Below are 14,513 nucleotides of genomic sequence, written 5' to 3' on the forward strand. Positions count from 1 at the left end.
ATGAAAGAGATTATAAAACAGACATTTTTAGAAGTAGTTTCGCAGATGGGCGCAGAGCTTTTAGTAAGCGAGATAACTGATGATATGGTTCTTTTAGAGAGTGGGCTTGACTCACTTGGTTTTGCTACTTTGGTTGCTACACTTGAAGAAAAGCTTGACTTTGATCCGTTTACGATGATGGATGAGCCATTTTTCCCAGTTACTTTTGGGGAGTTTGTTGGAATTTATGAAAAGATGAATCCAAACAGATGAAAATTTTAGAACAACTACAAAATATACAGCCAGACAAAGTTGCGTTTATCAATGATAGCGAGTGCGTTAAATACGGCGACTTGTTTAGCCTTTTTGAAAAAAATAAAGATCAAATTTTAGCTTTAAATGCAAGTTGTGTCTCTATAAGCGCTAGAAGTCGTATGGAGTTTGCAAAACTTTTAAGCATACTTGATGGGAGTGTTTCAAGGATACTTTTTTTACCAAGTGATATTGACAAGGACCTTTTTGAAAGCTATTATGAACAAGCAGAGATTAACTACGAGGTTTTTTTAGATAATAATGTTTTAAAATTTAACTTGATTAAAAAGCCTGCAAACAGTACAAATGAAGACATAAAGACCCAATGGATAGTTCCTACTTCTGGTACCACTAGCATTCCAAAACTTGTTGTTCATACGCTAAAAAGCCTTAGTAAAACTGTTAAAAAAGATCCAAAAATAGGCGAAAAATACTCTTGGGGACTTACATTTGATATTTACAGATTTTCTGGTATTCAGGTGTTTTTACAGTCTTTGCTTGGGGGCTCAAAGCTGATTATACCAGAGGCAAATTTAAGCATAGGAGATAGTGTTGGTTTATTTGCAAAATATGGTTGTAATATAATCTCAGCTACGCCATCTTTTTATAGAAAGCTTTTGATGACAAAAAGTAGTGATGAGCTAAAGCTAAAAAGAGCAACACTTGGCGGAGAGATAGCAGATGATGCCATTTTGCAAGCATTAAAAGTAAAATTTAAAGATATAAAACTGACTCATATATATGCATCAACTGAGCTTGGTGTGGGATTTTGCGTGAGTGATGCTCGAGCAGGATTTCCTTTATCGTATATATCTGATGGCTATGAAAATATCAAGGTAAAAATAGATCAAGATGGTATTTTATGTGTGAAACTAGGCGATAAAAATAGCTACATTGGTAAAGAGATAGACTATGATGAGCAAGGCTATATGAAGACTGGCGACCTTGTAAAAGTTGATGGGGATAGAGTGTATTTTTTGGGTAGAAGCTCTGGCTCTATAAATGTTGGTGGCAATAAAGTTTTGCCAGAGGAAATCGAACAAAAAATTTTAGAGCTTAGTTTTGTAAAAGCAGTTAGAGTATATGCAAAATCAAGCGCAATAACTGGAGCATTGGTTTGTGCAGATGTTGTTGTTAGTGAAAATTTTGATAAAAGTATCGCTAAGACTAAAATTTTAAATCATTGTAAAAATTGTATGCCAAGTTTTAAAGTGCCTGTGATTTTAAAATTTATAGATGAGATAGGCGTTACTTATAGTGGAAAGATTAAGCGAGATTAAAAAGGGTACAAATGGATGTTGTGGTAGTTAGTGGAGCTTCTAAAGGGCTTGGACTTGGGATTTGTAAAAGGTTACTAGCTAGTGATAAGTATATTGTCGTTGGTGTATCAAGAACACTTAGTGATGAGTTTAAAAATTTACAAAGCCGGTATCAAGATAGACTTTTTTATATATCTTATGATTTTTTAAATACTCAAGGCATTCAAAGCCTAGTTAAGCAGATAACAAAAGAGCACGGAGCCGTCTATGCGCTTATTAATAATGCTGCTTTAGGCATTGACGGAGTTTTAGGAACTATGCATGAAAGACAAATTTCAGATCTTTTAAAGGTTAATGTAGAAGCCCCTATTTTATTAACAAAGTACATAAGCAGATCCATGTTAACAAAACTTAGAGGAAGGATTATAAACATAAGTTCCATCATAGCTTCAACTGGTTTTAATGGTCTTTGTGTTTATGGAGCCACAAAGTCTGCCATGCAAGGCTTTACAAAATCACTTGCAAGAGAGCTTGGTAAGGCAAATATAATGGTAAATTCCATCTCTCCTGGCTATATGCAAACAGATATGACAGGAGTTTTGCAAGGTGATAAACTCGAGAGCATAAAAAGAAGAAGTCCACTTAAAAGACTTGCAAATGTTGATGATGTTGCCGCTATGGTGTTGTTTTTATTGTCCGATGACGCAAGTAGTATAACCGGTGCAAATTTTACCGTAGATGTAGGAAGCACAGCATAATTTTGATATAATTTATAAATTAGGTTTATATATTTAAAATTTAAGGAAAAATATGGGCGTTTTTATCATAGCAGAAGCTGGCGTAAATCATAACGGCGATATAAACTTAGCTAAAAAGCTTATAGATGTAGCAGCTAGCTCGGGTGCTAATGCTGTAAAATTTCAAACATTTAAAGCTGAGCTAAGTATCTCTAAAAATGCTCAAAAAGCTGAGTACCAAAAGCAGACAACTGATCAAAACGAAACACAGTTTGAGATGATCAAACGCCTTGAACTAGATATTGCGGCACATAAGGAGCTTATGGCACATTGTGCTAAAAAAGGTATAAAATTTCTCTCGACACCGTTTGATTTGGCAAGTGTAAAAATATTAGATGAGTTAGGACTTGATATCTTTAAAATCCCAAGTGGCGAGATAGTAAATTTACCATATCTTAAAGCCATCGCAAAGCTTGATAAACGCATCATACTCTCAAGCGGTATGGCAAATTTGGGCGAGATAGAGTGCGCCATAGATGTTTTAATAAATAACGGCACAAAGCGCGAAAATATAACAGTTTTGCATGCAAATACCGAGTATCCAACGCCGTTTGAAGATGTAAATTTAAAAGCTATGCAAACTATTGCAAATGCCTTTGGTGTTAAGGTTGGTTATTCGGATCATACCTTGGGTATAGAGGTGCCTATAGCAGCTGTGGCTATGGGTGCGAGCATGATAGAAAAGCACTTTACGCTTGATAAGGCTATGCAAGGACCAGATCATAAGGCAAGTCTTGAGCCGGATGAGCTTTGCGCGATGGTTAGTGCGATACGAAACATCGAGCTTGCATTAGGTGATGGCATAAAAAAAGCCAGTAAAAGTGAAAGTAAAAACATATCTATAGCCAGAAAGTCCATAGTTGCGGCACACGATATAAAAAAAGGTGAAATTTTTAGCGAGAAAAATCTAGCAGTCAAGCGTCCAGCCGGTGGCATAAGCCCTATGAGATGGGACGAGATAGTTGGTCGTATCTCGCAAAAAGATTATACGGCTGATGAAATGATAGTGTTGTGAGAAAATAATGTTTGATAAAATTTTAATCACAAAAAAAAGTGAGCTGCATGAGTTTAAAGGGCAGATAGCTACCCTTTTTACAGCTTGTTTTAATAGGGAATTTGATGATGAACTTTGGCAATGGGCATATATCGACAACCCAAACGCAGACCCCATTATTAGCCTTTTTTTTGATAAGGCTACAAAAGAGCTCGCTGGGCATTATGCTTTAATACCTATATTTTTGAGGTTTAATAACCAAGATTTAAAGTGTGCACTCTCTATGGGTGTTATGGTTGGCGAGAAGTATAGAAAATTTGGGCTTGTTATAAGTCAAGCTGTGGCTGTGTATGATATGGCAAAAAAGCTTGGATATGAACTGGTTTATGGCTTTCCAAACAAAAACTCAGCTCCGGCGCTACAAAGGCTACTTGGTTGGAATATCGATGATAGTTTTATCGCAGAGTTAAACTCTACAGAGATAAAAAATCTAAATAAACCGACATATCAGATAGATTATGATACATTGCACCCTCAAAACTCTTGGAGGCTAGATAAGCCAAAACAGCTTTATAAAATGCAGGGTAAAAATATATTAAAAAATTTTTCAGATCAAATCGATTTGGTTTATAACGGCTATGATTTTGATGTTTTGGATACAGATATGAGATATAATGTTTTAACCAACGATAAAAATTTTATAATGAAAAAGAAATTTGACTATGTTTTTGGCTATCGCTTGTTTAATCAAAAATTAAAAGGCGTTGAGTTTAAAAAAGATCTTATTATGTCGGATGTATTTTGATGAAAAAAATTTTAGCATTTAGTTCTATTCGTTCAGATTATGACATTATGTCGCCACTTTATGAGCTTTTAAAAAATGATGATGAGATAGACTTTCGCATAGGCATAAGCGGCGCTCACCTATCAAAAGAGTTTGGTCTTAGCGTGGATCAGATAAAAAATGACGGGATAAAAATTTTATTTCAAGTTCAGACACTTTTATCTGGTGACACAAAGGTTTCTAGGTTAAAAAGTGCAAGTATTTTACTTCAAAATATTATAGAGCGTGTTGATGAGTTTAGTCCCGATCTGTTGATATATGCAGGCGATAGAGAAGATATGCTTGTTTATGCGATGGTGGGCGGTTATCTTGGCATACCGACGCTTCATTTTTATGGTGGAGACTATGCAAAAGATGGATATATAGACAATGCCGTTAGAAACGCCACTTCAAAGCTTTCGACTTTTCATTGTGTTAGTATTGAAAAATTTAAGCAAAGACTTATAAAAATGGGCGAGGAGCCTGATAGAATTTTTGTAACTGGCAACCTTTCTCTTGATAGGTTTATATCATTTAAGCCACTTAAAAAGTCTGAAATTCTGGCGCATTTTGATTTAGATGACGATTTTAGTGAGTTTGCTTTATGTATATTTCATCCAGTTACTCAGGAAATACAAAAAGCTGATGTGTACTTTGAAAATATTTTGTTAAATTTAAAAGAGCGAGGCATTAAGACATTTGTAAGCTACCCAAATACAGATCATGGAAACAGTAAGATATTTGATGTTATAGCAAAATATAAAGATGATAAAAATTTTGTTTTTTATAAAAATTTAGATAGAGAAATTTTTGTTTCTATATACAAACACTCAAAGCTTATAATCGGCAACTCATCATCTGGTGTTTTGGGTGAAGCCGCAAGCATTGGCATACCTACTGTAAATGTTGGCTTTAGGCAGCTTGGCAGACTTAGCGATAAGAGTGTTATATTTTGCAAGAGCGGCTTTGATGATATAAAAAATGCACTAGAGCTTGCTTTAAGCGATGAGTTTTTAACAAGTATAAAAGGGCAAAAAAGTATGTATGGCGATGGCAATGCAGCAAAAAGAGCTTATGAGATTATCAAAAATACAGATTTTAAGTCAAAAATTTTAAAAACCTATGATCCTTTGGAGGGGTAATGAGTAAAGTTTTAGTAGTCGCTGTTCATCCAGATGATGAGACCTTGGGTTGTGGTGGGACGCTTTTAAAACATCTATCAAATGGCGATGAGATACATTGGCTTATCTGCACACAAATTAGCAAAGACCACCCGTATTACGAAACTAGAGAGCAAGAGATAGCAAAAGTTACAAATTCTTACAGCTTTAAAAGCGTGCATAGGCTTAATCTTGATACAATGAGAGTTGATGAGTATAGTATGAGTGAGCTTGTGGGTAAAATTTCGGCTGTTTTTAACGATGTTAAGCCTGATATTTTATACTTGCCGTTTAAATCAGATGTTCACAGTGATCATAGAAAGATTTTTGAAGCGGCTTATTCTTGTACAAAAAGTTTTCGCTATCCATTTTTAAAGCAAATTTATATGATGGAAACGCTTAGCGAAACGGAGTTTGCACCAAGTTTTGGCGAAAATTTTATACCAAATGTATTTGTTGACATCACTCAATTTATGCAAAAAAAGCTTGAAATTATGCAAATTTATAAAAGCGAGATAGCACCACATCCTTTTCCTAGAAGTCTTGAAAATTTAAAGGCACTTGCAACATTTAGAGCCGCAACAATGGGGGGGGTAGCGAGGGACTTTGGCTTTTTGCCGAAAGTTTTATGCTATTAAAGGAGATAAGATGAGAAGTATAGAAAAGGTTAAAATCGCCACAAATACTACGATCAAAGATGCCTTGCGAGTCATAAATGATGGCGGCATACAAATAGCGCTTGTTGTTGATGAAAACGATAGACTTCTTGGCACTATAACAGATGGAGATATTAGACGCGGTATACTGGAGGGGCTTGGGCTTGATAGTACGGTTGAAAGTATTATTTTTACTCATCCAACGATAGCAAAAATGAGCGACACGAAAGAGGAAATTTTGCGTGTTGCTATCTCAAAAAAATTACATCAAATTCCTATCTTAGATGAGCTTGGAAGGGTTCTTGGGATACAAGATGTTCCAGAGCTTATAAAGCCAAAAGTTAAGCAAAATGAGGTTGTGCTGATGGTTGGTGGGCTTGGCACAAGGCTTAGACCATTAACTGAAAACACACCAAAGCCTATGCTAAAGGTTGGTGGGAAGCCGATTATTCAGACTATAGTTGAGAGCTTTTTAAGCTATGGATATACAAATTTTACAATGTGTGTTAATTATAAATCCGAAATAATACGCGAACATTTTGGTGATGGAAGTCATTTTGGTGCAAGGATAAGATATGTTTTAGAGAGTAAGCGTATGGGAACAGCTGGTGCTCTTAGCCTTATTTTGGCGCCCCCAACAGAGCCATTTTTTGTTATGAATGGAGATTTATTAACAAATATAAATTTTGAGCATCTTCATGATTTACATATGATAAATAACGCATATGCAACGATGTGCGTCAGGGAGTATGAGCACACCATACCTTATGGAGTTGTAGATGTTAATAGCGGAAAAATTTTGGGTATAAAAGAAAAGCCGACACAGAGTTTTTTTGTAAGTGCTGGAATTTACATGCTTTCGCCTGATGTGCTTAGCTTTATTCCAAAGGATGAATTTTATGACATGCCAACACTTTTTGAGAAATTAATAAAAGAGCAAAAGATAGTTAGCTCGTTTCCTGTTAATGATTACTGGCTTGATATTGGTAGGATGGAGGAGTATAAAAGAGCTAACGAAGAATATGATGAGGTCTTTTGATGCGCGCTCTTATAGTTGGTTTTGGCTCTATCGGACGCAGACACTACGATGTTTTGCTGGCTCTTAAAAAATTTAGTAAAATCGACCTTGTAACTTCGCAAAAAGAGCTCTTGCTTAACGATCAAGTAACGACAATTTATGAGAGCTTAGATGATGTTTTGCTTAGTGAGTATGAGTACTTTCTCATCGCCACGCCAACAGCTCTACACCAACGCCAGCTTAAGTTTATAGATGATAGAGTGAGCGGTAAGTGCATTTTTTGTGAAAAACCATTGTTTGAGAAATTTTATGACCTTAAAGCAAAAAATGATATTTTTGTAGGGTATGTTTTGCGCTATCATCCTTTGATATTAAAAACAAAAGAGCTTTTGTTTGGCGAAAAAATTTTAAGCGCAAATATAAAATGTGCTCAGTATCTGCCGACATGGAGGGCTGGCGACTACACCCAGTGTTATAGTTCAAAAAGGGAGCTTGGCGGTGGTGTTTTGCTTGATCTTAGCCATGAGATAGACTATGCCTTGTGGTTTTTTGGAGAGTTTGATGAGATAAAAAGTTTTAACTCTAAAATTTCAGATCTAAAAATAACTTCAGATGATATAGCTGTGATTTTAGCTCGTGCTGGTAGTACTTTTGTTAGCATGCAAGTTGATTACATATCTAAGCTAACGCATAGACAAATTTTTATCGATACTCAAGAATTTAGTATTTTTATTGATCTTATCAAAAATGAATTGATAAAAAAGGATAAAGAGGGTTTTGAAGAAAAAACAAGTGTAGTTTTAGAGCGAAATGATATGTTTAAGTCAATGCATTTAGATATCTTAGGTGATCGCAAAAATGTATGCACATTTGAGCAAGCGATGAGTGTTATGAGAGTTATTAAGAGTGTACAGGAGCAAAATGATGGAAGTTTTATGCACGATATGTGCTAGGGGTGGCAGTAAAGGTGTTAAAAATAAAAATATCCGAGAACTTTACGGAAAACCGCTTATTGCCTATACGATAGAGCAGGCGCTTGATAGTAAAATTTTTAACCACATAGTTGTTAGTACTGACAGTGATGCTATAGCTGAAGTTGCTGTAAAGTATGGTGCTGAAGTCTTTTTTAAACGAGATGAACATATGGCTAGTGATACAGCTGGTAAGCTTGAGGTTATCCGTGATGCTTTGATTAAAAGTGAAGCACATTACGCAGTAAAATTTGATCATCATATAGACCTTGATGCTACAGCTCCGCTTAGAGATGTAAGTGATATTGTGCTTGCTTACGAGCAGTTTTTAAAAGATGATAATGACAACCTAATAACCGCTATGCCAAGTAGAAGAAGCCCATATTTTAACCTTGTTGAGCTTAGCAAAGATGGTCGCGTCGTTCTTTCAAAAAGCTTAGAAAGTGCCATTGTAAGAAGACAAGATGCGCCAAAAAGCTTTGATATGAATGCGTCTATTTATATCTGGAAAAGAGAAATTTTGCTTACTTGCGATAGTTTATTTTTGCCAAAAACTGGACTTTATGTTATGCCTGAAGATAGATCGATTGACATAGACAATGAGCTTGATTTTAAATTTGTAGAGTTTATTATGGGAGAGAAAAATGCTAAAAGATAAAGTGGTTGTAGTCACTGGCGGAGCTGGTTTGATAGGCAAAGAATTTGTAAAAGCTATTGTAAAAAACTCAGCCATTGCTATCATAGCAGACATTAATATACAAACCGCAGAGCAAGTAGCACATCAGTTAAGCAATGAATTAAAAAGTGAAAATATAGATTTTTGTGAGTTAAACATAATATCAAAAGATAGCATAAACGAGTGTATAAAAAAAGTTACACAAAAGTATGGTAAAATCGACGCTGTCATAAATTCAGCATACCCGCGCACTAAAAATTACGGTAGGCATTTTTTTGATGTTGAGTATGAGGACTTTACAGAAATTTTAAATTTAAACTTAGGCGGGTACTTTCTTGTTTCGCAACAGTTTGCTAAATTTTTTAGCCTACAAGGTTATGGTAATATTATAAATATCAGTTCAATTTACGGCGTTGTCGCACCTAGATTTGAAATTTATGAAGGCACTCAGATGACAACACCGATCGAGTACGCTGCCATAAAATCAGCTTTGCTTCATATCACAAAATATATGGCAAAATATTTTAAAGGATTAAACATTAGAGTAAATTGCATTACTCCAGGTGGCATACTTGATGCTCAACCGCAAAGTTTTTTAGATAATTATAAAAGCTTTTGTTCTAGCAAAGGTATGCTTGATGCGCAAGATTTGTGCGGAGCACTTGTATTTTTACTGAGTGATGAGAGCAGGTTTGTTAATGGACAAAATATCATAGTTGACGATGGCTTTAGTTTGTAGGCAGAGTTTTTTGGTATAATTTGTTAAAAATTTAAAGGAGCAAAGATGAAAACAGTTGTTGTATTTTCACATCCGTATTTTGAGCGTTCAAAGGTAAATAAGGCACTCTTAAAAGTTGCAAAAGATACTTTAGGCTCTGAAAATGTAAGGTTTTTAGATGAAATTTATGGCGAAAAGACCAAAAGTTTTGATATAGCAAAAGAGCAGAAATTTTTAGAAAGCGCAGATCGTATAATTTTTCAGTTTCCACTATATTTTTATGCAACGCCAGCTATTTTAAAGGCATATTTGGATGAGGTTTTTACTTATGGCTGGGCGTATGGAAGTACTGGTGTGCTAACTGGAAAAGATGTTCAAGTTGCAGTTAGTGTCGGCGGAACGATAGCTGATTATTCAAAATTTGGTAGAGCAAAGCATGATATGAGCGAAATTTTAGCTCCTTTTGAAGCTTCGATGAATTATTGTGGCATGGATTTTGGTGAGCCTTTTGTGGTAGATGATTCATCAAATATCAGTGATGAGCGCCTTAATGAGTGTTGTGAAATATATAAAAAGCTTTTGAAAAATGAGGATTGGAAGGAAGCTTTGGATTGAAATTTGGTAAGATAGACTATCTAAATTTATTACCATTTCATGTTTTTTTAAAGCGTTCGCCACTTCAAAGTTATGTTAAAAAAGCCATAGAACACAAAAAGGGTGTGCCAAGTAAGCTAAATGGTGCACTCTGTCGCCGTCAAATAGATGCAGCCGTCATCTCAAGTATAGAGAGTCGCCGTGTAAAATATAAAAAACTAAATTTTGGCATTGTTGCAAAAAAGAGTGTAAAAAGTGTTTTAGTTCGTAAAAATAGTCTAAGTAAGCTTGATAGCGCAAGCGCCAGCTCAAATATGCTTTCTAAAATTTTAGGACTAAAAGGCGAAGTGCTAATTGGCGATAGAGCTTTGAGAGCATATATTAATGAAGGTAGCGAAAATTTTTATGATATGGGTGAAATCTGGCACAAAAAACAGGGTTTGCCATTTGTTTTTGGTCGTTTTTGTTATATAAAAAATGGCTCAACTTATGAGAAGCTGGTTAATAGCTTTTTATCAAAAAATATAAAAATCCCTCGCTATATACTTGAAAAGTATTCAAAAACTAGACAAATTTCTCCTGAAAATATCAGATGGTATCTGAAGTTTATCAGCTATAAAATGGGTAAAAAAGAGCAAAAAGCACTGAGAATTTTTATACAAAAGGCACGAGAGCTTAGGTTTGATCCAAGTTAGTATACTGAATTCCAATTTGTCGCAGGTAGCAAGGATAAGCTTTATAGTTAAAAAAGTTGAAGTCTAAAAGCAAATAGATGGCGAGAGGATGAGAGAATCGAACTCCCCGCGAAACGGTCAACCGCCCCGCCATCGGATTTGAAGTCCGTGAGCACCACCAGATTACTTTATCCTCCGCATGTTTGGCTATTTTACCAAATTTTATATAAATTTTAGTCTAGTTTTATTAAAATCTTTAAAATTTTAAAAAGGCGTAGATATTTTTAGAGTATTTTTATCACTTTTATCACTATTTTTTACTGGTTGCCTTAGTGTTTTAATGCCAGCTTCAAATGCGATAAATGTGTATGACATATACTCTGTTTCATGCGATGAGCGCGATATAGGTTCTATAACAAACGACAAATACATACAAAGCAAAATTCGCTCAAAAATTCTTTTTACAAAAGGTTTAAGTAGTTTTGATATAGAAGTTGAGGTCTTTTACGGCGAAGTTTATCTGCTTGGTTTAGTTCAAAGCGATGGATTTAAAAATGTACTTTTACAGCTTGCAAAAGATACTGCTGGTGTTAGAAAAGTGCACGAATATATCAGGATAAAGCAGGCAAATTATCCTTGTTCAAGCACTAAAATTTTAGCAAATTTAAAAGCAAATTTATTTAGCGATAGCTCTGTTAAATCAACAAATGTCCGCATAGGAGTTGTTGGCTGTGATGTTGTGTTTAGTGGCATCGTGGCGACACATGAGTATGAAAAGCACGCCATTTGGTATGCAAAACATATAGATGGCGTTGCTGATGTGTATTCTTTTTTAAGAGTGCTTCGCTAATTTTTTTTACAAAAGCTAGCAAGCAGTGCAGGCTGTAAAACTAGTGCACAGATAAGCATTAGTGCCATTACAAGGTCTGTTAAAAGCCCAAAATATATAGTCGGTATAAAGTTGCTACTCATCATAACGCTAAAACCCAAAAATATAGTAAATGATGTGTAATACATAGCATAGCCTATGCTAGCATGCGAAGCTTTGATAGCCTGAGTAACGCTTTTTGAAAGTAGCTCTAATCTAAACCTGTGCATGTAGTGTATAATGTCATCTACTCCTATGCCTATGCTTATAGCCGCAATCGTTATACTCATCATATCAAGTGCAATTCCAAAAATTCCCATAATGCCAAAAAGAACACAAAGTGGTATGAGATTTGTGATGATTGCGATTAGTGCAAATTTTATACTTTTAAAAATAAAGCAAAATAACACAAAAAGCAGCCCAATGCTTATGGCTAGAGTGTCAGTTTGAGAGCTTACCAGATTTAAAAGCATGTTGTTGTAAAGTACCATCATTCCAGCTACTGTTACCTTAACCCCATCATCTTTTAAAAGCTCGTGTAGATTTTCATTTAGCTCTTTTATAAATTTATCCCGCCTTAAATTTTCATCACTATCAGTTATGCGAAGTACAAAGCGAAGCTCGTTTTCGTCGATATTTACATAAGGATTAAGTAGTATATTTTTATACTCATCTGGAAGTTTTTCATACATAGCTGAAAGTAAAAAGTCATCTACTTCACCGCCATTTAGCTCTCTAATAACCGCTGTTAGTGTTGCCAAAGAGCTTACAGAACCTACAAAATCTTGCTCTTTTAAAAACTTATGTGTCTTTTCAGCAACCCTTGTTTTATAGCTATCAAACCAGTATTTTGTCTGAGCTGCTTGTTCGATAAATTCTTGTTCAAACTCATCAAATTCATCTTTTTTAGGCTCATCTTTTTGGTTTTGCTCAAATTTGATGATGATATCAAGCGGTATCGTTCCACCTAAGTTTTCATCTATAACTTGCATACCTTGCCTAATCTGCGTATCTTTTTTAAAGTAGCCAATAAAGCTATTTTCAACTTTAAGCTGAGTGATACCATATACTCCAAAACATAGCGCGATTAGTGAAAATGCATAGACTAAACTGCGTTTTTGCAGTGCAAAATTTGCACAAATTTTTGTAAAACTGAAACTTTTTTCAAAGCTATTAACTGGCGGTATCTTTTTTAAATTTACAAGTATCGTTGCAAATATAACAAATGCTACAAACAGCGTAACTGCTATGCCTGCACTCATCATCACGCCAAGCATTATGACAGGTTTTATATCTGCGCTCATAAGTGAAGCAAAGCCAACTATCGTTGTAAAGATCGCCCAAAAACTAGGCTTTGCCTTGTCTCGAAGTGTTAGATATATCAGTGCTTTTTGGCTAAAATGTGAGTGCTTTTGATAAAATTCACGGTAAGTTACTATAAGATGTATCACAACTGAGATGGTGATGATTAGAACTAGGGCAATATAGTTTGAGCTAATGACTGTTATCTCCCAGCCAAAAAGTCCAAAAAGTCCGCTTGATATAATAGCACTTATAACGCAGATAAAAAGTGGCAAAACCACCCAGCGAATTTGTCTAAAAAATAGCCATAAACAAATCGCAAGCAACAAAGCAACACTGATACCGTAAGTCGCAAGGTCATTTTTTACAAAACTTATCATATCATCAGCGATCATGTTTGCGCCACCTAAAAATAGCTGATTTTCACTATTTTTAAATTTTTTAATCGTACTTTTTATATTCTCAAGCCCAGCGTGCTCTTTTGCTCGTAAAATATCCCTATATGCCTTAAATTCAGCCTGCACATTTGTTAGGTCTATTTTTTGAGTGCTATTTATCGTACCGTTTTGTTCTAGAGCAAGAAGCTCATTTCTTTTATTTAAAAGCTCAAAATAGCGCTTATCATCTTTTAGGTTTAGTACTATTGCTGTTGTTTTTAGGTCTTTGCTTATCAAATTTGCACTATAAATCGGGCTATTTTTAAACTCATTTTTGGCTAAAGTGATGTTTATGCCGGCATCTTTAAGAGTTGGTGTGTGGTTAAGGATATTGGTTATTGAGCCAGTAACACTCTTTAAAAGCGGGACATTTGTGATATTTGTAACACTAGAGATTAGATCGTTTTTTGCAAATTCTCTGCTTATATCTTCAATAAATTTAAGATTTTTTGGCAAAAACATATCATCTGCTGGAGTGTAAGTTACAACAAGAAAATTTTGTGATGTATAGCGTTTGTTTATATCTCGCCAAATTTCAAGGTCTTTATCGTGTTCAAGAAGCAGTGTTTCAGATGATGCATCAACTTCAAGATTTTTTGAAAAATAGCCAAAAAAGCCCGTTAATACAAGCATTATGCATAAAACGAGCTTTGAGTTTGTTAGTATAAATTTAAAGATTTTTTTCAATTATCAACTTTTATAGCCGATGTCTCATTTAGCTTTTTTATAAGTGTTTCAAAGTCAGCACTATCAAGCATATCGGCAAACTGACTGCGGTAGGTTTGAAGCAAGCTAACACCTATAATCTCCATATCATAAATCAGCCAGTTGTCGTTGTCATTATAAAATTTATATATGAAATCATAACTCTTGCCTTCACTTAAAAGCTCAGAGTGCAAAAAGACTCTGTTTTTTTGTGGCTCGGTCAGCTCTTTTACTTTTATCTCTTGGTTTGTGTATCCTAAAAGTTTATCAGCATAAGAGCTTTTTAGTTTTTGCTCAAAGGCTTTGCTAAATTCTGCTTTTTGTGAGTCATTTAGGGCATTAAAGCGTTTTCCAAGGCTTATCTTTGCCATTTGCTTATAGTCAAACAACGGATCAAAAATTTTAAACAGCTCATCCATCTTTTGCTCATTTGAAAGGCTTTTGTTTGTTAAAACCTCTATAGCTTGTGTTGTTTTTATCTCAACTTGTGGTTTTATCTCATCTTTTGGTAGAGCAAATAACATCGTTGCGCCTAGCACTGCTACACAAAAAAGTTTAAGTTTCATATTA

The 14,513-nt window shown here is 34.9% G+C and carries 16 protein-coding genes and 1 tRNA gene; 14 read left to right on the forward strand and 3 right to left on the reverse strand.

Features of this window, described 5'->3' with window-relative positions; all coding sequences use genetic code 11:
- From LQV35_RS07330 to LQV35_RS07390, 13 genes are read left to right on the forward strand one after another with little or no spacing between them, the layout of a single operon-like run.
- Positions 1 to 252 (forward strand): acyl carrier protein, encoded by a 252-nt coding sequence (locus tag LQV35_RS07330; RefSeq protein WP_230057222.1) that lies wholly within the window; start codon positions 1 to 3, stop codon positions 250 to 252.
- Positions 249 to 1,571, forward strand: coding sequence for an AMP-binding protein (locus LQV35_RS07335; RefSeq protein ID WP_230057223.1), 1,323 nt, complete (start codon positions 249 to 251; stop codon positions 1,569 to 1,571). The genes LQV35_RS07330 and LQV35_RS07335 overlap by 4 nt, the downstream gene beginning before the upstream one ends.
- An 11-nt stretch (positions 1,572 to 1,582) precedes the next feature.
- Positions 1,583 to 2,308, forward strand: a complete 726-nt coding sequence (locus LQV35_RS07340) for an SDR family NAD(P)-dependent oxidoreductase (protein ID WP_230057224.1) — start codon at positions 1,583 to 1,585, stop codon at positions 2,306 to 2,308.
- Between the two features lie 52 nt (positions 2,309 to 2,360).
- Complete coding sequence (gene neuB / locus LQV35_RS07345) at positions 2,361 to 3,362, forward strand: N-acetylneuraminate synthase (RefSeq protein WP_230057225.1); 1,002 nt, start codon at positions 2,361 to 2,363, stop codon at positions 3,360 to 3,362.
- A gap of 7 nt (positions 3,363 to 3,369) precedes the next feature.
- Complete coding sequence (locus tag LQV35_RS07350) at positions 3,370 to 4,146, forward strand: GNAT family N-acetyltransferase (RefSeq protein ID WP_230057226.1); 777 nt, start codon at positions 3,370 to 3,372, stop codon at positions 4,144 to 4,146.
- On the forward strand, positions 4,146 to 5,306 hold the full coding sequence (gene neuC / locus LQV35_RS07355; RefSeq protein WP_230057227.1) for a UDP-N-acetylglucosamine 2-epimerase: 1,161 nt from the start codon (positions 4,146 to 4,148) through the stop codon (positions 5,304 to 5,306). The genes LQV35_RS07350 and neuC overlap by 1 nt, the downstream gene beginning before the upstream one ends.
- Positions 5,306 to 5,962, forward strand: coding sequence for a PIG-L deacetylase family protein (locus LQV35_RS07360; protein WP_230057228.1), 657 nt, complete (start codon positions 5,306 to 5,308; stop codon positions 5,960 to 5,962). The genes neuC and LQV35_RS07360 overlap by 1 nt, the downstream gene beginning before the upstream one ends.
- A gap of 10 nt (positions 5,963 to 5,972) precedes the next feature.
- Positions 5,973 to 7,019, forward strand: coding sequence for a nucleotidyltransferase family protein (locus tag LQV35_RS07365; protein WP_230057229.1), 1,047 nt, complete (start codon positions 5,973 to 5,975; stop codon positions 7,017 to 7,019).
- Positions 7,019 to 7,951 (forward strand): Gfo/Idh/MocA family protein, encoded by a 933-nt coding sequence (locus tag LQV35_RS07370; protein WP_230057230.1) that lies wholly within the window; start codon positions 7,019 to 7,021, stop codon positions 7,949 to 7,951. The genes LQV35_RS07365 and LQV35_RS07370 overlap by 1 nt, the downstream gene beginning before the upstream one ends.
- On the forward strand, positions 7,920 to 8,627 hold the full coding sequence (locus tag LQV35_RS07375; protein ID WP_230057231.1) for an acylneuraminate cytidylyltransferase family protein: 708 nt from the start codon (positions 7,920 to 7,922) through the stop codon (positions 8,625 to 8,627). The genes LQV35_RS07370 and LQV35_RS07375 overlap by 32 nt, the downstream gene beginning before the upstream one ends.
- On the forward strand, positions 8,614 to 9,384 hold the full coding sequence (locus LQV35_RS07380; protein WP_230057232.1) for an oxidoreductase: 771 nt from the start codon (positions 8,614 to 8,616) through the stop codon (positions 9,382 to 9,384). The genes LQV35_RS07375 and LQV35_RS07380 overlap by 14 nt, the downstream gene beginning before the upstream one ends.
- Before the next feature lie 45 nt (positions 9,385 to 9,429).
- Positions 9,430 to 9,978, forward strand: a complete 549-nt coding sequence (locus LQV35_RS07385) for an NAD(P)H-dependent oxidoreductase (RefSeq protein ID WP_230057233.1) — start codon at positions 9,430 to 9,432, stop codon at positions 9,976 to 9,978.
- Positions 9,975 to 10,652, forward strand: coding sequence for an MqnA/MqnD/SBP family protein (locus LQV35_RS07390; RefSeq protein WP_230057234.1), 678 nt, complete (start codon positions 9,975 to 9,977; stop codon positions 10,650 to 10,652). The genes LQV35_RS07385 and LQV35_RS07390 overlap by 4 nt, the downstream gene beginning before the upstream one ends.
- A 78-nt stretch (positions 10,653 to 10,730) precedes the next feature.
- Here the strand turns inward: LQV35_RS07390 and LQV35_RS07395 are convergent.
- A tRNA-Sec gene (locus LQV35_RS07395) sits at positions 10,731 to 10,828 on the reverse strand.
- 143 nt (positions 10,829 to 10,971) lie between these two features.
- On the opposite strand from LQV35_RS07395, the gene LQV35_RS07400 reads away from it, so the two are divergent.
- Positions 10,972 to 11,481, forward strand: coding sequence for a BON domain-containing protein (locus LQV35_RS07400; RefSeq protein ID WP_230057235.1), 510 nt, complete (start codon positions 10,972 to 10,974; stop codon positions 11,479 to 11,481).
- Here the strand turns inward: LQV35_RS07400 and LQV35_RS07405 are convergent.
- Both LQV35_RS07405 and LQV35_RS07410 read right to left on the reverse strand, forming a co-directional pair.
- On the reverse strand, positions 11,478 to 13,925 hold the full coding sequence (locus LQV35_RS07405; RefSeq protein WP_230057236.1) for an efflux RND transporter permease subunit: 2,448 nt from the start codon (positions 13,923 to 13,925) through the stop codon (positions 11,478 to 11,480). The genes LQV35_RS07400 and LQV35_RS07405 overlap by 4 nt on opposite strands.
- Entirely contained in the window at positions 13,922 to 14,509 is a 588-nt protein-coding gene (locus LQV35_RS07410; protein WP_230057237.1) for a Tgt2/MlaC family protein, read from the reverse strand. The genes LQV35_RS07405 and LQV35_RS07410 overlap by 4 nt, the downstream gene beginning before the upstream one ends.
- Between the last annotated feature and the right edge of the window lie 4 nt (positions 14,510 to 14,513).

The organism is Campylobacter suis, from assembly GCF_905120475.1.
In the GTDB taxonomy this organism is placed as follows: domain Bacteria; phylum Campylobacterota; class Campylobacteria; order Campylobacterales; family Campylobacteraceae; genus Campylobacter_A; species Campylobacter_A suis.

Excerpts from the sequence above, each read along its gene's own strand:
- LQV35_RS07330 (WP_230057222.1), top strand. The coding sequence starts at position 1 with ATGAAAGAGATTATAAAACAGACATTTTTAGAAGTAGTTTCGCAGATG.
- LQV35_RS07335 (WP_230057223.1), top strand. The coding sequence starts at position 249 with ATGAAAATTTTAGAACAACTACAAAATATACAGCCAGACAAAGTTGCG.
- LQV35_RS07340 (WP_230057224.1), top strand. The coding sequence starts at position 1,583 with ATGGATGTTGTGGTAGTTAGTGGAGCTTCTAAAGGGCTTGGACTTGGG.
- neuB (WP_230057225.1), top strand. The coding sequence starts at position 2,361 with ATGGGCGTTTTTATCATAGCAGAAGCTGGCGTAAATCATAACGGCGAT.
- LQV35_RS07350 (WP_230057226.1), top strand. The coding sequence starts at position 3,370 with ATGTTTGATAAAATTTTAATCACAAAAAAAAGTGAGCTGCATGAGTTT.
- neuC (WP_230057227.1), top strand. The coding sequence starts at position 4,146 with ATGAAAAAAATTTTAGCATTTAGTTCTATTCGTTCAGATTATGACATT.
- LQV35_RS07360 (WP_230057228.1), top strand. The coding sequence starts at position 5,306 with ATGAGTAAAGTTTTAGTAGTCGCTGTTCATCCAGATGATGAGACCTTG.
- LQV35_RS07365 (WP_230057229.1), top strand. The coding sequence starts at position 5,973 with ATGAGAAGTATAGAAAAGGTTAAAATCGCCACAAATACTACGATCAAA.
- LQV35_RS07370 (WP_230057230.1), top strand. The coding sequence starts at position 7,019 with ATGCGCGCTCTTATAGTTGGTTTTGGCTCTATCGGACGCAGACACTAC.
- LQV35_RS07375 (WP_230057231.1), top strand. The coding sequence starts at position 7,920 with ATGATGGAAGTTTTATGCACGATATGTGCTAGGGGTGGCAGTAAAGGT.
- LQV35_RS07380 (WP_230057232.1), top strand. The coding sequence starts at position 8,614 with ATGCTAAAAGATAAAGTGGTTGTAGTCACTGGCGGAGCTGGTTTGATA.
- LQV35_RS07385 (WP_230057233.1), top strand. The coding sequence starts at position 9,430 with ATGAAAACAGTTGTTGTATTTTCACATCCGTATTTTGAGCGTTCAAAG.
- LQV35_RS07400 (WP_230057235.1), top strand. The coding sequence starts at position 10,972 with ATGCCAGCTTCAAATGCGATAAATGTGTATGACATATACTCTGTTTCA.
- LQV35_RS07410 (WP_230057237.1), bottom strand. The coding sequence starts at position 14,509 with ATGAAACTTAAACTTTTTTGTGTAGCAGTGCTAGGCGCAACGATGTTA.